This window comes from Alcaligenes sp. HNGD-HTN06, from assembly GCF_049932565.1.
Taxonomy (GTDB): Bacteria; Pseudomonadota; Gammaproteobacteria; order Burkholderiales; family Burkholderiaceae_B; genus Alcaligenes; species Alcaligenes ammonioxydans.
This window is the reverse complement of sequence record NZ_CP187782.1, coordinates 2,632,611-2,650,483: the sequence shown is the minus strand read 5'-3', so window position 1 is coordinate 2,650,483 and position 17,873 is coordinate 2,632,611. Positions and strand designations below refer to the sequence as shown.

General features: G+C 56.2%; 27 protein-coding genes. 26 read left to right on the top strand and 1 reads right to left on the bottom strand.

Translation table 11 applies throughout. The features are described 5' to 3' along the window. Positions 1–38: 38 nt before the first annotated feature. The 9 genes from ACOZ42_RS12120 to ACOZ42_RS12080 all read left to right on the top strand — a co-directional run bounded on the left by ACOZ42_RS12120 (position 39) and on the right by ACOZ42_RS12080 (position 4,828). Positions 39–560, top strand: coding sequence for a phage regulatory CII family protein (locus tag ACOZ42_RS12120; protein ID WP_240209589.1), 522 nt, complete (start codon positions 39–41; stop codon positions 558–560). Next, a complete protein-coding gene (locus ACOZ42_RS12115) occupies positions 557–817 on the top strand; it encodes a hypothetical protein (protein WP_426345192.1) in 261 nt (86 codons plus the stop codon). The genes ACOZ42_RS12120 and ACOZ42_RS12115 overlap by 4 nt, the downstream gene beginning before the upstream one ends. After that, positions 814–948 (top strand): hypothetical protein, encoded by a 135-nt coding sequence (locus ACOZ42_RS12110; RefSeq protein WP_257723247.1) that lies wholly within the window; start codon positions 814–816, stop codon positions 946–948. Before ACOZ42_RS12115 ends, ACOZ42_RS12110 begins: the two co-directional genes overlap by 4 nt. Next, positions 935–1,459: a hypothetical protein gene (locus ACOZ42_RS12105; RefSeq protein WP_426345191.1), complete on the top strand. Its 525-nt coding sequence runs from the start codon at positions 935–937 to the stop codon at positions 1,457–1,459. The genes ACOZ42_RS12110 and ACOZ42_RS12105 overlap by 14 nt, the downstream gene beginning before the upstream one ends. Then, complete coding sequence (locus ACOZ42_RS12100) at positions 1,453–2,343, top strand: hypothetical protein (RefSeq protein WP_426345190.1); 891 nt, start codon at positions 1,453–1,455, stop codon at positions 2,341–2,343. Before ACOZ42_RS12105 ends, ACOZ42_RS12100 begins: the two co-directional genes overlap by 7 nt. Next, positions 2,327–3,034 (top strand): hypothetical protein, encoded by a 708-nt coding sequence (locus ACOZ42_RS12095; protein ID WP_426345189.1) that lies wholly within the window; start codon positions 2,327–2,329, stop codon positions 3,032–3,034. Before ACOZ42_RS12100 ends, ACOZ42_RS12095 begins: the two co-directional genes overlap by 17 nt. Continuing rightward, entirely contained in the window at positions 3,031–3,366 is a 336-nt protein-coding gene (locus ACOZ42_RS12090) for a DUF1064 domain-containing protein (protein ID WP_426345188.1), read from the top strand. The genes ACOZ42_RS12095 and ACOZ42_RS12090 overlap by 4 nt, the downstream gene beginning before the upstream one ends. Before the next feature lie 106 nt (positions 3,367–3,472). Continuing rightward, positions 3,473–3,865 (top strand): DUF1492 domain-containing protein, encoded by a 393-nt coding sequence (locus ACOZ42_RS12085; RefSeq protein WP_426345187.1) that lies wholly within the window; start codon positions 3,473–3,475, stop codon positions 3,863–3,865. A gap of 288 nt (positions 3,866–4,153) precedes the next feature. Further along, positions 4,154–4,828 (top strand): BRO-N domain-containing protein, encoded by a 675-nt coding sequence (locus tag ACOZ42_RS12080; RefSeq protein WP_426345186.1) that lies wholly within the window; start codon positions 4,154–4,156, stop codon positions 4,826–4,828. A 166-nt stretch (positions 4,829–4,994) separates the two neighbouring features. Here the strand turns inward: ACOZ42_RS12080 and ACOZ42_RS12075 are convergent, their stop codons facing one another. Beyond that, positions 4,995–5,705, bottom strand: a complete 711-nt coding sequence (locus ACOZ42_RS12075; protein ID WP_426345185.1) for a hypothetical protein — start codon at positions 5,703–5,705, stop codon at positions 4,995–4,997. A gap of 537 nt (positions 5,706–6,242) precedes the next feature. On the opposite strand from ACOZ42_RS12075, the gene ACOZ42_RS12070 reads away from it, so the two are divergent. The 17 genes from ACOZ42_RS12070 to ACOZ42_RS11990 all read left to right on the top strand — a co-directional run bounded on the left by ACOZ42_RS12070 (position 6,243) and on the right by ACOZ42_RS11990 (position 17,798). After that, positions 6,243–6,695, top strand: coding sequence for a hypothetical protein (locus tag ACOZ42_RS12070; protein ID WP_426345184.1), 453 nt, complete (start codon positions 6,243–6,245; stop codon positions 6,693–6,695). A 65-nt stretch (positions 6,696–6,760) separates the two neighbouring features. Continuing rightward, on the top strand, positions 6,761–7,168 hold the full coding sequence (locus ACOZ42_RS12065) for an HNH endonuclease (protein ID WP_426345183.1): 408 nt from the start codon (positions 6,761–6,763) through the stop codon (positions 7,166–7,168). Positions 7,169–7,261: 93 nt separating this feature from the next. Continuing rightward, on the top strand, positions 7,262–7,741 hold the full coding sequence (locus ACOZ42_RS12060) for a phage terminase small subunit P27 family (RefSeq protein ID WP_426345182.1): 480 nt from the start codon (positions 7,262–7,264) through the stop codon (positions 7,739–7,741). 1 nt (position 7,742) lies between these two features. Then, a complete protein-coding gene (locus tag ACOZ42_RS12055) occupies positions 7,743–9,494 on the top strand; it encodes a terminase large subunit (protein ID WP_426345181.1) in 1,752 nt (583 codons plus the stop codon). Further along, positions 9,491–9,646 (top strand): hypothetical protein, encoded by a 156-nt coding sequence (locus ACOZ42_RS12050; protein ID WP_426345180.1) that lies wholly within the window; start codon positions 9,491–9,493, stop codon positions 9,644–9,646. The genes ACOZ42_RS12055 and ACOZ42_RS12050 overlap by 4 nt, the downstream gene beginning before the upstream one ends. Continuing rightward, positions 9,636–10,880: a phage portal protein gene (locus tag ACOZ42_RS12045; protein ID WP_426345179.1), complete on the top strand. Its 1,245-nt coding sequence runs from the start codon at positions 9,636–9,638 to the stop codon at positions 10,878–10,880. The genes ACOZ42_RS12050 and ACOZ42_RS12045 overlap by 11 nt, the downstream gene beginning before the upstream one ends. Next, the gene (locus tag ACOZ42_RS12040) at positions 10,877–11,818 is read left to right on the top strand and encodes a S49 family peptidase (RefSeq protein WP_426345178.1); all 942 of its coding nucleotides are present in this window, start codon (positions 10,877–10,879) and stop codon (positions 11,816–11,818) included. Before ACOZ42_RS12045 ends, ACOZ42_RS12040 begins: the two co-directional genes overlap by 4 nt. Positions 11,819–11,881: 63 nt before the next feature. Continuing rightward, positions 11,882–13,201, top strand: a complete 1,320-nt coding sequence (locus ACOZ42_RS12035) for a phage major capsid protein (protein WP_426345177.1) — start codon at positions 11,882–11,884, stop codon at positions 13,199–13,201. A gap of 49 nt (positions 13,202–13,250) precedes the next feature. Continuing rightward, positions 13,251–13,454, top strand: a complete 204-nt coding sequence (locus tag ACOZ42_RS12030) for a hypothetical protein (RefSeq protein WP_426345176.1) — start codon at positions 13,251–13,253, stop codon at positions 13,452–13,454. After that, positions 13,451–13,966 (top strand): phage gp6-like head-tail connector protein, encoded by a 516-nt coding sequence (locus ACOZ42_RS12025; RefSeq protein ID WP_239054372.1) that lies wholly within the window; start codon positions 13,451–13,453, stop codon positions 13,964–13,966. Before ACOZ42_RS12030 ends, ACOZ42_RS12025 begins: the two co-directional genes overlap by 4 nt. Positions 13,967–13,991: 25 nt before the next feature. After that, positions 13,992–14,351: a head-tail adaptor protein gene (locus ACOZ42_RS12020; RefSeq protein WP_239054371.1), complete on the top strand. Its 360-nt coding sequence runs from the start codon at positions 13,992–13,994 to the stop codon at positions 14,349–14,351. Then, the gene (locus ACOZ42_RS12015) at positions 14,348–14,785 is read left to right on the top strand and encodes a hypothetical protein (RefSeq protein ID WP_239054370.1); all 438 of its coding nucleotides are present in this window, start codon (positions 14,348–14,350) and stop codon (positions 14,783–14,785) included. The genes ACOZ42_RS12020 and ACOZ42_RS12015 overlap by 4 nt, the downstream gene beginning before the upstream one ends. Further along, a complete protein-coding gene (locus ACOZ42_RS12010; RefSeq protein WP_426345175.1) occupies positions 14,782–15,384 on the top strand; it encodes a phage tail terminator protein in 603 nt (200 codons plus the stop codon). The genes ACOZ42_RS12015 and ACOZ42_RS12010 overlap by 4 nt, the downstream gene beginning before the upstream one ends. After that, positions 15,381–15,563 carry a DUF2635 domain-containing protein gene (locus ACOZ42_RS12005; RefSeq protein WP_131070769.1) on the top strand — a complete coding sequence of 61 codons (183 nt, stop codon included), beginning with the start codon at positions 15,381–15,383 and terminating at the stop codon, positions 15,561–15,563. Before ACOZ42_RS12010 ends, ACOZ42_RS12005 begins: the two co-directional genes overlap by 4 nt. A gap of 13 nt (positions 15,564–15,576) precedes the next feature. Continuing rightward, entirely contained in the window at positions 15,577–17,058 is a 1,482-nt protein-coding gene (locus ACOZ42_RS12000; protein WP_426345174.1) for a phage tail sheath C-terminal domain-containing protein, read from the top strand. Between the two features lie 66 nt (positions 17,059–17,124). Then, positions 17,125–17,478 (top strand): phage tail tube protein, encoded by a 354-nt coding sequence (locus ACOZ42_RS11995; RefSeq protein WP_060186515.1) that lies wholly within the window; start codon positions 17,125–17,127, stop codon positions 17,476–17,478. Then, a complete protein-coding gene (locus ACOZ42_RS11990; RefSeq protein ID WP_426345173.1) occupies positions 17,475–17,798 on the top strand; it encodes a phage tail assembly protein in 324 nt (107 codons plus the stop codon). The genes ACOZ42_RS11995 and ACOZ42_RS11990 overlap by 4 nt, the downstream gene beginning before the upstream one ends. The last annotated feature ends 75 nt before the right edge of the window (positions 17,799–17,873 follow it).

The window sequence follows — 17,873 nt, the reverse complement described above, 5'->3', positions numbered from 1 at the left end:
GGCGGGCGAAACGCTGAAATACACAGGAGTTCAGCCCAATGACAAGACGTTTTTCTTCCTTGAACTGGCGAGACGCGCTCTACAGTGCCGTCCGTCAGGCCCCAGGCGGCGTTGGCGCGGCTGCCGTGTTTCTTTCTGACCGGCGTGGCCTGTCGATTCATCCAGAGTCCCTCCGTCGCAAGCTGACCGGTGGAGAGCAACTGGACATTGATATGGCCTTTCTGCTGACCGAGTGGCTAGAGGAACTGGCCGACTGCCGAGAAAGCGCAAGGGACTGGTTGATTGCCGCTGCCCATCAAGGTGGTCTGCATGTCGTTGACTTACCACCAGAGCCGGTAGGGGGATTCGAGAACGAGGCCACTGCTTTAAATGAAAAGGCACTCAAAGCAGCCGCTGAGCTTGGCGAGATGTGCAGCGCCATCACCGGCACAACCGCAGACGGTCGTGTGACCCATGAAGAGCGTGAGCGTGTGGTGGCCAAAGCCTTGGATCTGATCCGCCTGTGCTTTCGCATCATCCGCAACGTAACCCGCTGGCACCGCAAGGAGGTCTCAGCATGACCAAAGCACCCTACGGGACCTACTACACCGACCTGTACAAGCTGGGCTGGTTCAACAGCCCCCAGGTATGCAAAGCCCTGAGCGTCGCTTTCGACCAAGAACCCCATGAGCGCCAGCGCCAGATCAAAGAAAAGCTATACGCCGAGTTCGGTACTGACAGCCTGGCAAAGGTGAACCCACAGCACTTCGTGCGCACGCTGGACGGCATGGGCCTGTTCTACACGCTGCCTACGTCTCTCAAGGATCAGTTGCGATGAAGACACTAGAAACACTGATAGCGCTGTATAGCGGCTACCCCATGCCTTTGTGGGCAGCATTGACAGCAACAAGCATCGTCATGGGCGCATCACTGTGGATTGCCTTGGGGAAGATCGATGAAAAAGACTGATCTCCCCCAGCGTACCCAGCTGCAGCGCCGACATGCACTCAAGCGCAGTGCATTCAAGGCAAAGCCAAAGCAAAAGAAGGGCCCCAGCATGCCCATGGTCGTCGCCAAGCTCGTAGGCACCCTTTTTAAGCACCAGCCCAAACTGCCGGCTGTTTTCCGCTCTGAGCAGCACCGTCGCAACGTCGCAGCACTGCCATGCGCTAACTGCGGCCGCTGGTACCGGTCCCAAGCTGCCCATATGAATGGCGTTGAGTTTGGCAAAGGGTTGGGCCTGAAAGTATCTGACGCTTTGATGTTCCCGCTGTGTACCGATAACGCTTGGGGGCGAGGCTGCCACAGCAAGCTCGACCAGGGCGGGATCTACGACAAAGCCACCGCAGTGGGCCTGCAGATCACCTGGCTACACCAGACCCGCGATGAATTGAAACGCCTTGGCCAATGGCCCGAGGAAGCCGACCGCGACGTAGAGACGTTCGTGGGGGTGTATTTAAGGAGGCAGGTGACATGCTAAGTGCATCCGACCTGATGCGCACGATAGGGCGTCCAATTGCCTATCACCCCTCCTTGGCCCGAATGGTTGGGGGCGTTAACGCTGCCATCTTCCTGTCTCAGCTCATCTATTGGGACGAGCGCATGGAAGACGCCGAGCTGGGTGTGTACAAGACTGCCGAACAGTGGGAGGCAGAAACGGGCTTGTCCGCTAAAGAGCAGGCCACAGCGCGTCGTCAGCTCCGTGCCCGTGGTCTTATCACCGAAACCCACAAGCGTATCGAGCACAAGCTGTACTTCAAACTCGACCGAGATGCGTTTGACAGTCTGGTTTCCGAGGCCGTCGAGGGGGCGCAAAACAGTGGAAACCCCGAACGCCAAAACGGCGATTCCCGAAACGCCAAAAGGCAATTCGGGAACAGCGAAAAGGCAATTACCGAAACCCCCAAAGCGGAACTCCCGAACTCCCCAAACGGCAGTTCGTTAATAAAGACAGAGATTACTACAGAGACTACAGAAGAAAAAAATACCAAAAAAGAAAGTTCGCCAGCCTTCAGCTTCGAGCACTGGCCTGTGAATCCGTCGCCAGAAGTCTGGGCCGATTACCTGCAGCACCGCAAAGCGATCAAAGCGCCGTTGACTCAGACCGCTGCAAACCGGTTGGGGGCGGAAGCGCGTCGAGCCATGGCTATGGGCTACAGCGTTGACGACTTCCTGGCCGAGTGCATGCTGCGTGGTTGGCGAGGAGGGAAAGCCGACTGGCTAACGCGGGGGATGTCGCAGGACCAGCAAGGGGGCGGGCAAGCGGCTCGGGGTGGAAAGTTTGACCCGAATGCGTTTCTGGAGCAGCGACGCAAAGATCGGATGAAGGGTTGCCAAGGAGGTGGTGATGTTGTCGACGTTTGAGCGTGAGAGCGCCTGGCTCAAGCCAGTGCCCAAGCTGGATGGCAAAACGCTGATGGAGCACTTGTACGCCCGGATGGATGGCCTGTACCCCGGCAAGTGGAAGTCCAACTTTGTGGGCGAGGCGGCCATGTCGAACTGGGAGCAGGCTTGGGCTGAGGCGTTTGATGAGGAAGGGATTCGTCCGGTGGATGTTGCCTTGGGCATTCAGAACAGCCGACGCATGTACGACTGGCCTCCCAGCTTGACCGAGTTTTTGCGGGCCTGCCGTCCCTACCTGGAGCCTGATGTGGCGTTCTTTGAAGCTGTGCGGGGTATGCAAGCCCGAGAACGTGGTGAGCGTGGTGAGTGGTCACACCCTGCGATCTTCCATGCAGCTGCGGCTGTGGGCCGGTTTGATTTGCTCAACCAAGCCTACCAGCAGATGGAAGGGCGCTGGAAGAAGGCGCTCAATGCTCAGTTGGCCCTGGGGGCGTGGCCTGACATTCCCGACCCAGCACCAGCACTGCCAGCACCTTCAGGCTCAGCCCAGACTGAGCAGGGGACGAAGGCCATGCGTGAAATGGCTCAGCGAGCAATCAGCCGGAAAGGGAAGGATCACAAGGCGTGGGCAAAGGGAATCGTGGCTAATCCCAAGGGGCGCACGCCCACCATCGTGCGCATGGCCCAGGCAGCGGCAGGAGAGCCATCATGAAGCGTAAGTATGGAAACCGCAAGGTAGTCATTGACGGCATCACGTTTGATAGCGAAAGGGAAGGCACTCGTTATCAGAAACTGAAACTGCTGGAGCGGGCAGGGCAGATTACTGACTTGGAGCTGCAGCCGCGGTTTGTGTTGATCCCCAAGCAGCGCCGTTCAGATGGCAAAGCGGAACGGTCTTGTGAGTATGTGGCCGACTTCCGCTATACGGACACCGCTACCGGTCAGACCGTCATCGAGGACGCCAAGGGTATGAGGACGCGGGACTACATTATGAAGCGTAAGCTAATGCTTCAGGTCCACGGCATTTCCGTGCGGGAGGTTTGATGTCAGGACTTAAATGGGTAGAGGGAAAACGGTTCCGACTGTTGATCATTGATGTTGGATTGGACCCAGCCAAGCGCGGGTATCTGAAGATTGAAGTGGGGGAAGTATGAAATCGCAGATTGAAATCTTGCTGGGCGAGTGGGGGCGTTGGAAGCGGGGTGAGAACCGGAGTGTATTAGGCTATCCGAAGAAAGCCGCTTTCATGGTGATGCGCGTGGATGGCGGCACGCACATGGACCCATCAGAGTTCGTGTCTGATAAAGAAGTGGAGCGCTTGGACGCGGAGGTAAATGCTATACACCCGGAATATCGGGCAATCCTGTCTATGCACTATGTTCGGCCTGGCGCTATCAAGGAGAAGCTGGAGCGGTTGAGCATATCCAGGGCGTTGTATTACTTCCGGCTGGAGTTCGCCACTAAGCAATTGGCGTTTCAGATGGGGTTAGTGCCACCTAGTGCATCCGTAGCGCAACGGGGTGTGGCAGCGCGAGGCATGTAGTTTGGGTATTGGGCGGGGGCGTTGCGAAGCCGTTTACCTAGGGGTACACTTAACTCGTCCCGGAAGGGATGGAGCGTAAGAACTCCTGTAACAAGCGGAAGCCCGCACCCGTCAGCAGCGGTATTTTTGCGCCCGGACATTTGACTATGGCCGGGAGGGCGACGGATACAAGACCCGAAAGGGGAAGAAGTCCGCACGGCTTGTTACGTGTTCTTAACCTCCTGGCCGCCTCATGGCTGCGCGTAAGAACGCTCCATGAGGCATTGAAGTCTCAACAAGGAGCGCATCATGTCTAGATCTACTCAAGGCGTACTATCGCCAATTGCAACATCTCCGTCTGTTTTTAATTTTGAATCTCACGCCGTTCGCATCATTATGTTTGAGGGCGAGCCGTGGTTTGTTGCTACAGACGTATGCAGGGCGCTGAAGCTAAGCAACCCATCAAAAGCCACGGCATCCCTGGATGAGGATGAGCGGTCTAACTTGAAGTTAGATCGTGGTGGTAGCCTTGTTGTTGTCTCCGAATCCGGCATGTATACCTTAGCGCTTCGTTGCCGCGATGCAGTGAAGCCTAATACCGTCCCACACCGATTCCGCAAATGGATCACATCGGAAGTTCTGCCCAGTCTTCGCAGGACTGGTGGCTACGGGACGCCGCAAAGGACAATTGAAGCCCAGGCGTTGGCGGCAGCTATTTCTCAGCGTGTCTTCCAGACCCTAATGCAGTCTGAGGGTGATCTACGTACACAGCGCTGGAATGTCCGGTTTGATCGAGATAACCGTGAGCAGGACTTAAATGTGCAGATCACTCCCATCCCTTCTAACGCCTACATCATGTCCTTTGCCAAATTGGCTCGTAACATTGAGATGGGCGAAGTGGGTTGTGCGGCTAGTGATGTGGAGCTTCTAGCTATTGCATCGGCCTGCACTGATCGCGTGGCACGACGTATGCAGCGGCGTTGAATCGAAATTTTCGCTCAACTGTGAAGCAGCAGTACTGCTGCAATTGACAAAAAAACTTAGGCCTCATTTGAGGCCTAAATCTGAATGTCAGCCGCCTTTATAAGTACGGTTGAGCGAGTAGCATCCCAATCAACCGGCTAATTTTGTGGTTTAGCGGATATGACTCTTAGTCCTTTAGGAAAGAAGAAATCAATGCTCCAGCCTTTTCAATGGACTCATCGCTATTGAGGCTATTGCTACCATTAGACAGGTGAGGAATGACAACTAGTTTTTGGCCGCTAGACTCGCCAAAGTACATTTTTTTACTGTATCCATTTACGGAGATTTCTCGGCATACGAGATCAACGCTTTGACCGAGTACGGAGAGAGCGAATTGGCTGCGGAAAGTATTCCCAACGCCTATGAATAGTTTCGGCTTGTGTTCGTCGACCCAGCTCTTGATAGCAGGCCAGCGATGCTCTGCACACCATTTCTGGTACTCTGCTTTGCTTGCAAATCCAGTTTCCTCCCTTGCGTCATCCGGCCAAGTGGTAACCTTATTGCAGGCGTAGGGATAGAGATTGCCTTTAAAGTATCCTGTTGATCCCTGTACAAAGGGGCGGTGTGCGTTTGCAAACTCACGATATTGGGATACCGGGAAACCATTAATGGCAGCGAGAAGTTTGAAGGCATTGCGGTTAAATGGCCACTGGAGCTGAGTTTTTATTGAATACCCATCATCCATTGGATTATTTATGGGCTCGATATTTTCTTGGTCAAATACTGACCAGCCGGGCTCAATTCCAAAGAGCCAAACGGAGGGATTGGTCTTGTGACCCGGATCGCCACCTTCACAGCCATCAAATTTTTCGAGCATTGAACTTAAATTCGGGTTCAATTTTGTCTCCATAATTCAAATCTATGTTCACGGGAATCTTGCGCACCAAGTTTGTGTGTCAACGCAAGATGACAGTCTAGTCAAAGTCGATATCGTATAGGCTGAATATGAACAGGGAGAACAATATTTATTTTGTCTAGACACGTTGACGAAGTGTCTATACTCAATCAGAATAAATCCCGTAGGCTGGATATTGCTCAGCCTGACGAAAGGAGCCCTGCCAGAGATGGTGGGGCTTTTTGTTTCTGCGTGAAGTCCAAGCATACTCAAATCGGTAGGTGCCGAGCCCGACAGGGTGGATCCGCTTTGCAGGTTAGGGCCGTTCCTTTTTGGAGCGGCCCTTTTGTTTGGGAAAAGCCGGGGGCCCCTGGGGAAATAGACCCGGTAAGGGGGATTCGAACCCCGAACTCTCGCTGTTCACGAGTTTTTTCAATGGGGTATTATATTTTTTCCGCCCCAAACCCAGCAGGCATGCGCCCCCAACATCGGAAACAGCCTCCTCCAAATAGGGAGGGGGTTATATTTTTCGAGGTCGCCATGATTGAGTACACCAGCAACGCCAAAGACGGCGCCCGGTGGCTCGGGCGCGCTGAGCGGCAGATTCCTTATGCCACGTCGCTCGCGCTAAACCGCACAGCGGCAGCGATCCAAAAGGCCATCACCGAATTGATGCCCCAGGTATTCGACCGGCCAACTCCCTACACGCTCCGGGGTAATGTTGATGTGGATATCGTTGTCGGGCTTGAGGGTGGTCGGGTGCAGCGGATTGAGGCTATAAGAGCTGATAGAAATGATGGCGCTATGCGCGACATGATGTGTTTGACAATTGGCTTGATGCGTGGAATTCAACCTGAGTACGTATCTATCGAAGATGCATTGAAAGACGGAACGCACTTGTGGAGCGGCGCAGCGCAAAAGCCATTAAAGAAAGCGTTTTATTTCGATACTTTCACGGCAAAACTGACACCCCTTTCTCTTGTGGTTGAATAGCATAAATTCTCTTTTTTAGCCCCGACAGGCATGTGCTTGTCGGGGCTTTTCTTTTTGGGTTGCTTATGTCTAGAAGGCCTCTGCGCCCATGTCGGATGGTCGGGTGTGGCATGCTGCATCGCAATGCAAGTGGATATTGTGAGTTACATCTCCGGTGTGCAACGAAGTGGCGCAAAGAACCGAAAGAATCGGGGCGTGGCGGTAGGTCTTGGCGGCGAAGGCGTGACTACATTCTGATAAGGGATGGTGGGCTCTGCCAGTGTGAAACCTGCCAGGCGTTGGGTAGCCCGCTTCCGGCAGACGAGGTTGACCATGTAATTCCTATCTCGCAGGGCGGCACCGATGCACATGAGAACCTTCGTGCAATCAATGCGGAATGCCACCGAAAGAAGTCTCAGCGGGAGGCGTTGGCCGGGCGGCGGGTTAAGGCAGGCGGGGCAGGAAATGGCTGGGGGAGTGGCTCGCAGGGGTAGGGGGGGGGAGAAGCCAGAAAATGATTTTTCTGGACACCTGCCGCCTAGTCAAATTTTTACAGCCGCGAAAAATGAAATTTAGGAGTTGGCCCGATGGCAGGCGTTCCTGGCCGATCTGGCCGCAAACCTAAACCCACTGAGCGCAAGGTCGCTGCCGGCAATCCCGGTAAGCGGGCGCTTAATAAAGATGCTCCCGAGTTCGGCGCGGTAATTAATATTGATCCGCCTGAGTGGATGGCCGATGAAGGGCGGAATCTCTGGTTGCACTTGGCGCCATTACTGTGCAAGCAGCAGGTACTGCAAGCCACCGATATTCAGAACTTGGAACTGTACTGCGCCGCTTATGGTCGGTTTCGGGAGGCGCAGCGTCATATTGCGGAGAATGGCATTACGGTGCTGGGCGCCCAGGGCGGGGTAGTAAAGAACCCGGCCGCGACAGTGATCAATGAGGCAGCGCGGCAGATGGCCACGTTTGGTTCGCTGCTTGGTCTGGACCCATCAAGTCGCCAGCGGCTGCTGGGGCCGAAGAAGCGCACCGCCGGCGATGAGCTGGCAGCAATTTTGGAAATGTGACATGGCAACAGGAAGATTCCCCCGAGTTGCCCAGGCGCAGAAGTTTGCCCGCGATGTGGTGCGCGGTGTCATTCCGTGCTGCCGTTTCGTTAAGTTGGCGTGCCAGCGACATTTGGCTGATGTGGCCAAGAGCAAGGACCGTGACTACCCCTACCGATTCGACCAGGGCAAGGCCGAGAAGAAGCTGCGGTTTATCGAGTTCCTGCCCCACACCAAAGGGGAGTGGGCGCGCCAGCGCAAGAAGATCACGCTGGAGCCCTGGCAACTTTTCGGCCTGGCCTGCACGTTTGGCTGGGTACGCAAGAAAGACGGCATGCGCCGATTCCGTGAATCGTATTGGGAGGTCCCGCGCAAGAACGGCAAAAGCGTCATTGCCGCTGGCGTCGGCCTTGGCATGTTTTGCGCTGATGGTGAGTTCGGTGCGGAGGTGTACAGCGGTGCCACAACGGAGAAACAGGCTTGGGAAGTTTTCCGGCCCGCACGGCTGATGGTCAACCGAACGGCTGAACTGAAGGATTTGCTGGGCATCGAGGTCAATGCGGGTAACTTGAACCGCCCCGATGACGGAAGCCGGTTTGAGCCGATCATCGGAAATCCTGGCGACGGATCGTCCCCATCCTGCGCGATTGTGGACGAGTACCACGAACATGATGCCGACGACCTGTATGTGACGATGCAGACAGGTATGGGCGCGCGCCGCCAGCCGCTGATGTTCATCATCACGACGGCGGGCGCCAACATCGCCGGCCCTTGCTACGACAAGCGCCAGGAAGTGGTCGAGATGCTCGAAGGCTTGGTGCCGAATGACGAACTGTTCGGCTGGATCTGGACCATTGATGAAGATGACGACTGGATGGATCCGAAGGTGTTGGCCAAGGCCAATCCAAACATCGGCATATCGGTGTTTCAGGATTATCTGGAGTCGCAGCAGCAACAGGCCATACGCCGTGCTCGGTTTGCCAGTACGTTCAAGAACAAGCACTTGAACGTATGGACGGCGGCCAAGTCAGGGTTCTTCAATATGGCTCGGTTTGGTGCCGATCCATGCTTGGATCGTAGCCTGTCATTGGATCAATTTCGGGGACAGAGGTGCTCTCTGGGGTTGGACTTGGCGGCCAAGATTGACTTAACCGCAATGGTCAAGCTCTTCTGGGAGGATCGTCCTTGGAAAGACCCAAAGTCAGGCGAGGTCCGAAATCGGAGGCATTACTTCTGTATCGATCCGGTTTTTTGGGTGCCTGAAGACACGATTCAAAATACCGAGAATCGACGAATGGCAGATCGCTATCAATCCTGGGCGGCTTCTGGTCACCTTATTGCGACGCCTGGAGCAGAAATCGACTATCGGGATGTGCTGGCTGAGGCGCTGGAGGTAAACCAGCTTGCTCCGGTTGAGTCTAGCCCAATAGACCCGCACGGCGCGGCGAATCTGTCGCACCAGCTCGATGACGAAGGGCTTAGCCCGATCATCATCACACAGAACTACACCAACATGGCCGACCCCATGAAGGAGCTGGAGGCTGCAATTTTGGCGGGCCGCTTTCATCACGATGGGCATCCCATCATGACTTGGTGTGTCGGTAATGTGGTAGCCAGGCATATGCCCGGCAGTGACGACATCATGCGTCCAATCAAGCAGCACCCTGACAACAAAATTGACGGAGCGGTTGCCCTAATTATGGCGATCGGTCGCGCCATGGTTTCGTCGGGGAAGCGGCATGTGAGTATTTACGAACAAGGGGCAACGATATGAACGTGAAAGAAAAATTCGCTTTGGCTGCTATGGGAGCTGGTTTTTCGTCGTTGGTTGGTGGTGTGGCGGCCTTCAGCCCTGCTGCAGCAGCAGTTATCGGTGGCTTGCTCTTAATTGCGTTCGGCATTGCATTGGACCGTCATGCTGTTTAAGAAATCGACGGTAGATACCGGCGCGCTGGGGGGGTGGGTTTCAGGCCTTCTGGGCGGGACGAAATCGACATCGGGGCAATTGGTGAATCATGAAACTGCGCTTTCGATTCCCGTGTTGCAAAACTGCGCATCTTTGCTGGCTGAAAGCGTTGCTCAGTTGCCCTTAGAGCTATATCGACGAAAGTCTGATGGAGGGCGTGAAGCGGCTGTGGCTCACCCTCTTTACGACATTCTTAGGTACCAGCCTAACGGGTGGCAGACGCCATTTGAATTTCGTGAGTTCGGGCAAATGAGCGCTGGGCTGCGAGGCAACTCATACAGTTACATAGAGCGGGACGCCAGGGGGCGAATCAAGGCTCTTTACCCACTGGACGTCGGCAAAGTTACAGTTCTGCGGGGCGGTGATCTGCAGCCGTATTATCGGATTGGTTCAGGCGACCCTATGCCGCAGCGCCTAATACATCATGTGAGATGGGTTTCTTTGGACAGCTATGTAGGCCTATCCCCAATTGCGCTTCACGCCAATTCAGTTGGATACGCCTTGGCACTCTCAGAGTACTCCGCAAAGTCTTTTTTGAATGGAACGGCATTATCGGGAGTCCTGGAGCGGCCAGCTGAAGCTCCGGCGTTCAAAGACCAGAAGACAGCAGATGCGATAACAAGCGAATGGCAGGAGCGATTTGGAGGGTCCAGCAATAGAGGCAAGATCGCCCTATTGCAGGAGGGGATGACGTTCCGGCCGCTGACCATGAGCAATGTAGATGCAGAGCTCATCAGCATGCTGAAACTTTCCGATTCGGATATGGCTCGGATATATAAAATCCCGCTCCCAATGGTGGGAACGCTGGAAGGGGCGACATACAACAACGTTGAAAACTTACAAATCCAGTTTGTCATTTATGCGCTTATGCCATGGCTTCGCAGGCATGAGCAGGCAATGCAGCGGGATTTCTTGAGTTCCAGCGAGCGTAACGAGTACTACATCGAGTTCAATATCGGCGGGTTATTGCGAGGCAATCAAGAGGCGCGTTACAAGGCCTACGCTGTCGGGCGCCAATGGGGCTGGCTGTCAATCAATGACATTCGTCGCCTTGAGAATATGCCTCCCGTTGTAGGGGGCGATGTCTATCTCCAGCCGTTGAACATGGTTGACGCGGCAGGCTCCAGCGCAAGTATTCCTCCAATTGAGCCTGATCCCAAGGCGGCCGCCGCCATAGCAGAGGCACTGAAATGAAAAACCACCACCGGCTTGCGAGCCTGATTTTTAATGCGCCTCAAATGGTGCGCGACGATACGTTGAATATGGCGGTTCATTGGGCAAATCAATCCATGAACCTCAATATCGTCAATATCGGATTGCCTCCAGCGGTAGGCGCTTGGCATGATGATGAACCCGTTTCGGCGGGCCCAACTCCGGAAGAGCGTCGACTGCAAGTCGCTCAGGAGATGGGGGTTTACATTATGCCGATTCATGGCGTCCTTGTTTCTCGCTCTGCGCACTTGAATATGTGTGAAACCATGACGAGCTACGAGGACCTTCGTCGCATGCTCAATCAAGCTCTTTCTGACCCGGCGGTAGAGCACATCGTCATGGATATTGATAGCCCTGGCGGGTCTGCGACTGGTTGTATGGAGTTCTCGGAGGAGATTTTTGCGGCTCGCTCGGTGAAGCCCATCACCGCAATCTCGAATTTTGGCGCTTATTCGGCCGCTTATGCCTTGGCGTCTTCAGCGTCGGAGGTGATCGTTTCGCGAAGCTCCGGTGTTGGTTCAATTGGAGTAATTGCTCGGCATGTGGACTTGAGCAAACGGCATGAGCAGGCTGGCATCAAAATCACAACTGTTTTTGCTGGCGCACGTAAGAACGACCTGTCTAGTGAAGCGCCAATTACGGATGAGGCATATTCTTGGTTAACAGATCTAGTGCAGAAAAACTACGACGCCTTTGTTCAAACGGTGTCGCGTAACCGTGGCTTGAGTGTGGCCGATGTCATGCAAACGGAGGCGGGGGTTTTCTTCGGTCAGGACGCAGTGTCAATTGGGTTGGCAGATCGAGTCGAGACGCCGCAAGCGGCTATCAATCGAATTGCTGCTCAAGTTGCAGCGCGACGATCCAGCGTTAATCGAATCTCTGCCCGCGCAGCTGCGATGAATTTACAAAATTGCATTTAGCCGCGTTCGCGTCTAAGGCCAATTGCCGCCCATTGAGGCGGCTTTTTTTATAGGAGCCAACAAATGGCTAAGAAGGTACACGAACTGCGTAGCGAACGCGCCGCGATCAATGATCAAGCTCAAGCGTTGGCTGCAATTGAAGCAAGCGGCAAGGAGCTTAGCGCAGATCAGCAAGCTCAATTTGCCGATTTACAAAGCAAATTCAGCGACTTGACTGCGCAGATTGAACGAGCCGAAACGGCTGAGCGAATGGCCGCTGCTGCTGCGTTGCCTGTTGAGAGCCATGCCAATCCCAGCCGCACCGTGCCAGCGAGCCCCAAGGAGCCTGAAGCAAAAGGGGCCGGCATGGCAAAAATGGTGCTCGCCCTTGCGGCCGCACAAGGCAATCACCGGGAGGCCGCGCAGATCGCTATGGAGCGCGGTTACGGTGAGCATATTGCGGCATCGCTGAACACACTCACCGCCGGAGCGGGCGGCGTGCTTGTGCCAACCAACCTTTCCAGCGAAGTGATTGAGCTGTTGCGGCCTAAGTCTGTCGTTCGTCGTCTGGGCGCGCGTTCTCTGCCTTTGAATAACGGCAACATCACGTTGCCTCGTCTCAAGGGTGGTGCGGTTGTCGGCTACATCGGCTCGGACTCGGACATCCCCGTGACGAATCAGGAGTTTGATGATCTGAAGCTGTCAGGCAAGAAGCTGACGGCACTGGTGCCTATCTCGAACGATTTGCTGGCTACCTCATCGTCCAGTACAAATGTCGACGCAATTGTGGTCGGCGACCTCACCGCAGCCATCGCTGCGCGAGAGGACAAGGCGTTCATTCGTGACGACGGGCAAGCGAGCAATCCCAAGGGTTTGCGCTATTGGGCGCCGGCGGCCAATGTCTATCCGGCATCGCAGGCTGAGCCGACTATCGCCCAAGTGTCTCTTGAGCTAAACAAGCTCGTTCTTGTGCTGGAGGCGGCAGATGCAAATATGTCTGCGGCCGGCTGGATCATGGCGCCTCGTACAAAGCGATTCCTTCAGGCTATGCGTGATGGAAACGGCAACAAAGTTTACCCGGAGCTGGACGCGGGCATGCTGATGGGCTATCCGGTCGGCCTGACTACTCAGGTGCCGGTGAACCTTGCTGTGGGTTCAGGCCCAGAGGCGCCGACGAACGGCTCCGAGATTTACTTCGCCGATTTCGGCGACTGCTTTATTGGTGAAGAAGAGCAGCTGATTATCGACTACTCGAAGGAAGCAACCTACAAGGACTCTTCCGGCAACGTGGTTTCCGCTTTCCAGCGCGACCAAACGCTGGTCCGCGTTATTGCAAAGCACGATTTCGGCCCTCGTCACGCCGAGTCCGTTGCGGTGCTCACGCAGGTGCAGTGGGGCAAGTAAATCATCGGCCCGCGCTTCGATAGGCGGGCGATTTTTTAAGGAGTCAGTGATGCAGATTGAATTCGTGAAAAACTGCGGCCCCTATAGCCCCGGTGATGTCGCGGGATTTGACCGGCTCGTCGCCGAGAACTTGGTCGAGAGCGGTGTAGCAGTTGTGAAGCAATGGGACGATGCCCCAACGCCTGATTTCACGGCGGGCGACGCTAACGACGATATGAAGCCGTCAGCCGGCCGTAGTCGTCGCAAGCCATGATTTCCTTAGTGTCCTATCTTGCTGAAGAGCCGCTGACCGTGAGCGAGGTGAAGCGTTACTCGCGAATTGATGAGGATGCGGAAGATGAGCTTATCGAACAGCAAATTATTCCAGCAGCACGGGCTCTGGCTGAAACACGCACCGGATCGATCATCCGCCGGGGGCGATTCACGGAAAAAATTATGCTTGGGTCAGCCCTCTCTGTTGGTGCCGTGGCTTTGGTCGAGACAGTTGTAGTCGATGGTGAGTCCGTTGCTTTTGAGGCTATCGAGAAGGGGCGCCGAACCGTCGTTTCTGGACGAGCAAGCGCCCCTAAAGAGGCAGTAGTCACCTTTCTGGCTGGAGTCGACATTTCCCAATACCCCGGCGTGCGGGACTGGCTGCTGTTGACCTGCGGCTGGATGTATCGGAATCGCGAGCTCATGTTGACAGGCTCATCAGCAGTGAACGAAATGCCCCGTTTGTATGTCGATTCGTTGCTCGTGCCGCTGTCATTACCTCCTGCGTTCTAACGCCGGTTTATTTAGGAGGGAATTTATGGTGGCGAAACTTGGTTTTCCGGAGCCTACAGCGGGGGAGTTGAACAAACGCGTTCAGATTCGATTGTGTCGGGATCAACCGGTTGGCTGGTCTGGGGTGGCAGAGCAACGACTTGATCCGATACTGCGCTGGGCAGCACTGACTCCCGTTGGAACTGCCGTCTGGGCCGCTACGGCACAAACGGATGAGCGAATTACCCATCGTTGCCTTTTGCGTTATCTGTGCGGCATTACCGATCAGCACGAAATTTTTCATGCCGGCAGAGTTTACCGGGTGCGGCGGGCTGCCCCGCTGCGGGGGGAGCGTCAGTTTTTGGTGCTTGATCTTGAAGAGTTTGGGGATGGGGAGTTGGTATGAAAACGTCTGCGATGAAAGCGATGCTCGGCCTGCAAGGGTTTGAAAACATCAGCCAGATGCAGTTCAAGCGCGGTCCGATGCGTAAGGCGTTCCGTGATGCTGGCCGTATGGTCGCGAAGGCTTCCCGAAAGAAAATCTCCAAGCGCGGCGGTAGCGATGAGTACCCAAGTCGGCGAACGGGGCGGATGGCCAAGTCGATCAAGGTGCGGATGGGCTCGGGTGGGTTCTATGCAAAAGTCCAGCACCAGATGCCGGCGCCCGCCAGTAAATGGAATGCAGATCCCAGAAAACAAGGCTTCTATCCGGCATTCCTGCATTACGGCACGAAGCGCGGTCTCCGCTCTAAAGGCAACTGGATTGCTGATGCACTGGCCGAGCAGGAAGGCGCTGTTATGCAGCGTCTGCGTGCCTCACTGAACGAGGCCCTGAAATGAAACTGTCCGATGTTGTAGGTCATTTGCGCACCTACTGCCGAACGTTCGACAACCGGGTTTTTGTCGCTATCGACTTCAAGCCTGAGCGCGGGCAGGTCAGCGTGGAGGTGCCGTCATTGGTGGTGATGCCGGCCGATGATGAGGCGCGGGCTCCCATTGCCCAGAACCTGGCAGTTCAGGAGGTGACCGACCGTTTCACGGTTGTGCTGATGATGGCGACGGCGAGCAACGAACGCGGTGATGCAACCGCAGACGCGCTGCATGACCTGCGTGCCGAGGTCTGGCGGGCCTTGTTGGGGTGGCGGCCTGGCGATGAATACGAGCCTATCGAGTACGAGGGCGGCGAAATTATCGACATGAACCGCGCTGTGACTTACTACGGCATGACGTTTTCTGCTGAGCTGACCGTGGGGTATTCAAACGGGCTGCCGTCGGACGCGATCCCTCAAACCTGGCAGGAGTATGAACTGGCGCAGCTCCCGCCTTTGAAGCGCCTGAACATCAGCGTGGATGTGATTGATCCCATCGCAGATCCCAATCTGCAAAAACCTGGGCCGGATGGTCGGGTCGAATTCAAACTTCAAGAGGATGTGTCATGAAAAAAATGCACGTGGTGCCGGTGGAGGGCCGGATGGTGCTGGACCCCGAGCGCGGGGTGGTGCTGACCGGCGAGGGCTGGGAAGTGCCCAAAACGCAGTATTGGATGCGGCGCCTGTTCGATGGCGACGTAACGACCAAGCAAGACGATGCCCCAGCAGCGGGCAAAAAGGAGCGGTGACATGGCGGTCAGCATGAATCAAATCCCCAATGACCTGCGTGTGCCGCTGTTCTACGCAGAGATGGACAATAGCCAGGCAAACAGCGGTGCGACTCAACTGCGGCGCCTGCTCATTGGGGCAGTCAATGACGACGCGACCGCCGCACCGGCTCTGCAACTGCCTTCCTCGTCCGACGAGGTTGCCGCGATTGCGGGCCGTGGCTCGATGCTGCACGAAATGCACGTGGCCAGCCGGCGCGTCGATCCCATGGGTGAAATCTGGATCCTGCCGGTCAAGCTCACGGGGGCCAAGGCGACGGGCAAATTTACCGTCACGGGCACCGCGTCGGCCGCTGGTGTGCTGTCCGTCTATGTGGGTGACGCGCGTGTGGCAGTGACGGTTGCCAGCGGCCAGGCCGCCGCAGATGTTGCTACGGCCCTGGCTGCGGCTATCAATGTGGCGACGCTGCCTGTAACGGCTGCAGCTGCCGCAGGCGTTGTGACTGTCACAACGAAATTTTCCGGTGAGCTGGGCAATGATTTGCGCCTGGCTGTTAATCTGCGCGGCTCGGCAGGCGGAGAGGTTGTGCCGTCGGGTCTGACCGTCGCGGTTACTGCCATGGCAGGTGGCGCGGGGGTGCCAGATCTGGATGTCGCGCTGGCGTTGCTGGGCGATGCGCCGTTCGAGTTCATCACCCATCCGTTCACCGACGCCGGTTCGCTGGACGCCTTCCAGGCCTTGATGGACGACACCTCTGGCCGCTGGGCATGGCTCAAGAAAATTTACGGACATGTGTACTCGGCCCGGCGCGGCACGATGGGCCAGTTGGTGGCCTTCGGTCGCGGCGCAACTAATGACCAGCATATGACGGTCGCCGCTGTTGAGCCCGAGGCACCCACCTCGGTGTGGCGGTGGGTGGCTGACTTTGCCGGTCGAACGGCTGTGTTCATTGCAGCAGATCCGGCGCGGCCCACGCAGACGGGCGCGCTGCTCAGTTGCATGCCGGCGCCAGAGGGTCGGCGTTTTGGCCTGCTGGAGAATAACTCTTTGCTGTGGGCGGGTGTGGCCACGTCGTATTACGAGGGCGGGTATCAGCGAATCCAGCGAGCAGTCACCCTGTACCAGAAAAATGCGTTCGGCCAGCCCGATGACAGCTATCTGGACAGCGAGACGATGCACCAGTCTGCGGCGATTCTGCGCCGCTTGGAGGCTGTTATTACCAGCAAATTCGCACGCCACAAACTGGCCGACGACGGCACCCGCTTCGGGCCTGGCCAGTCGATTGTCACACCTAAGACAATCCGCGGCGAACTGATCGCCGAGTACGAGCGCATGGAGCGCTTGGGCCTGGTGGAGAACCTGCAGCTGTTCGCACGCTACTTGATCGTGGAGCGTGACGAAACAAACCCGAATCGGGTCAATGTCCTGTTTCCGCCTGACTACGTGAACCAGCTGCGCATCGTAGCGCTACGCAACGAGTTCCGCCTGCAGTATCCGGACACGATGGCGGCATAGCCACTGCGTCACCTTTGATTGAACCCAGGCCCGCCATTGAGCGGGTCTTTTCTTTGGGAGCTGGACATGGGCCAGAAAGTAGCAGGGACCGTTTACGTCAAGGTGGACGGCCAACAGTTGGTGATCACTGGCGGCGTGGAGTGCCCCATTGGCGATGTGGTCCGCGAAACCATCGAGGGCGCGCCGGGGTATTTCACTGAACGCGACCGCGTGCCGTACGTGAAAGTCGAGGCACTGCACACGGCGGATTTCCCGGTTGATGTGATCGCCAACGGCACAGACATGACCGTCCAGGCCGAGTACCGCAACGGCAAAACCTACGTGCTGACGGGTGCGTACATGGTCGGTGAGACGACCAGCACCGGGGACGACGGCAAGGTCACTTTGGAATTCAACGGCGTTAAGGGGATCTGGCAATGAATGGTGAGAAATTTCTGACGGTGCAGACATTGTCCAGCCCTATCCAAGCCTACGGCAAAGATCACACGGAGCTGCGGCTACGTGAGCCGACGGTGGCCGATGTACGGGCGCTGAAGTCCTTGCCCTATTCGTTTGCCCCCGAGGATCAGGTCCCACGCCCACTGCTGGATGTGTGCGCGCGGTATATCGCACGCCTGGGTGAGGTGCCTGAGTCGGCGGTGGATCAGCTCGGGATGCAGGACTTTCACACGCTGGCATGGGCGGTAGTCAGTTTTTTTATCAGTCAGGGCTCGGACCCGGCAGCACAGTCTCAGGCCTGATCGATTACGCCTACTCGGCCGCTTATTTCTGGCGGCTGGATCCTTTTGCGGTCATGGATCGGCCGCTGTCCGATG

What these genes read in the sequence shown, in the direction of transcription:
- ACOZ42_RS12120 (WP_240209589.1), top strand. Translation starts at nt 39, where the DNA reads ATGACAAGACGTTTTTCTTCCTTGAACTGGCGAGACGCGCTCTACAGT.
- ACOZ42_RS12115 (WP_426345192.1), top strand. Translation starts at nt 557, where the DNA reads ATGACCAAAGCACCCTACGGGACCTACTACACCGACCTGTACAAGCTG.
- ACOZ42_RS12110 (WP_257723247.1), top strand. Translation starts at nt 814, where the DNA reads ATGAAGACACTAGAAACACTGATAGCGCTGTATAGCGGCTACCCCATG.
- ACOZ42_RS12105 (WP_426345191.1), top strand. Translation starts at nt 935, where the DNA reads ATGAAAAAGACTGATCTCCCCCAGCGTACCCAGCTGCAGCGCCGACAT.
- ACOZ42_RS12100 (WP_426345190.1), top strand. Translation starts at nt 1,453, where the DNA reads ATGCTAAGTGCATCCGACCTGATGCGCACGATAGGGCGTCCAATTGCC.
- ACOZ42_RS12095 (WP_426345189.1), top strand. Translation starts at nt 2,327, where the DNA reads ATGTTGTCGACGTTTGAGCGTGAGAGCGCCTGGCTCAAGCCAGTGCCC.
- ACOZ42_RS12090 (WP_426345188.1), top strand. Translation starts at nt 3,031, where the DNA reads ATGAAGCGTAAGTATGGAAACCGCAAGGTAGTCATTGACGGCATCACG.
- ACOZ42_RS12085 (WP_426345187.1), top strand. Translation starts at nt 3,473, where the DNA reads ATGAAATCGCAGATTGAAATCTTGCTGGGCGAGTGGGGGCGTTGGAAG.
- ACOZ42_RS12080 (WP_426345186.1), top strand. Translation starts at nt 4,154, where the DNA reads ATGTCTAGATCTACTCAAGGCGTACTATCGCCAATTGCAACATCTCCG.
- ACOZ42_RS12070 (WP_426345184.1), top strand. Translation starts at nt 6,243, where the DNA reads ATGATTGAGTACACCAGCAACGCCAAAGACGGCGCCCGGTGGCTCGGG.
- ACOZ42_RS12065 (WP_426345183.1), top strand. Translation starts at nt 6,761, where the DNA reads ATGTCTAGAAGGCCTCTGCGCCCATGTCGGATGGTCGGGTGTGGCATG.
- ACOZ42_RS12060 (WP_426345182.1), top strand. Translation starts at nt 7,262, where the DNA reads ATGGCAGGCGTTCCTGGCCGATCTGGCCGCAAACCTAAACCCACTGAG.
- ACOZ42_RS12055 (WP_426345181.1), top strand. Translation starts at nt 7,743, where the DNA reads ATGGCAACAGGAAGATTCCCCCGAGTTGCCCAGGCGCAGAAGTTTGCC.
- ACOZ42_RS12050 (WP_426345180.1), top strand. Translation starts at nt 9,491, where the DNA reads ATGAACGTGAAAGAAAAATTCGCTTTGGCTGCTATGGGAGCTGGTTTT.
- ACOZ42_RS12045 (WP_426345179.1), top strand. Translation starts at nt 9,636, where the DNA reads ATGCTGTTTAAGAAATCGACGGTAGATACCGGCGCGCTGGGGGGGTGG.
- ACOZ42_RS12040 (WP_426345178.1), top strand. Translation starts at nt 10,877, where the DNA reads ATGAAAAACCACCACCGGCTTGCGAGCCTGATTTTTAATGCGCCTCAA.
- ACOZ42_RS12035 (WP_426345177.1), top strand. Translation starts at nt 11,882, where the DNA reads ATGGCTAAGAAGGTACACGAACTGCGTAGCGAACGCGCCGCGATCAAT.
- ACOZ42_RS12030 (WP_426345176.1), top strand. Translation starts at nt 13,251, where the DNA reads ATGCAGATTGAATTCGTGAAAAACTGCGGCCCCTATAGCCCCGGTGAT.
- ACOZ42_RS12025 (WP_239054372.1), top strand. Translation starts at nt 13,451, where the DNA reads ATGATTTCCTTAGTGTCCTATCTTGCTGAAGAGCCGCTGACCGTGAGC.
- ACOZ42_RS12020 (WP_239054371.1), top strand. Translation starts at nt 13,992, where the DNA reads ATGGTGGCGAAACTTGGTTTTCCGGAGCCTACAGCGGGGGAGTTGAAC.
- ACOZ42_RS12015 (WP_239054370.1), top strand. Translation starts at nt 14,348, where the DNA reads ATGAAAACGTCTGCGATGAAAGCGATGCTCGGCCTGCAAGGGTTTGAA.
- ACOZ42_RS12010 (WP_426345175.1), top strand. Translation starts at nt 14,782, where the DNA reads ATGAAACTGTCCGATGTTGTAGGTCATTTGCGCACCTACTGCCGAACG.
- ACOZ42_RS12005 (WP_131070769.1), top strand. Translation starts at nt 15,381, where the DNA reads ATGAAAAAAATGCACGTGGTGCCGGTGGAGGGCCGGATGGTGCTGGAC.
- ACOZ42_RS12000 (WP_426345174.1), top strand. Translation starts at nt 15,577, where the DNA reads ATGAATCAAATCCCCAATGACCTGCGTGTGCCGCTGTTCTACGCAGAG.
- ACOZ42_RS11995 (WP_060186515.1), top strand. Translation starts at nt 17,125, where the DNA reads ATGGGCCAGAAAGTAGCAGGGACCGTTTACGTCAAGGTGGACGGCCAA.
- ACOZ42_RS11990 (WP_426345173.1), top strand. Translation starts at nt 17,475, where the DNA reads ATGAATGGTGAGAAATTTCTGACGGTGCAGACATTGTCCAGCCCTATC.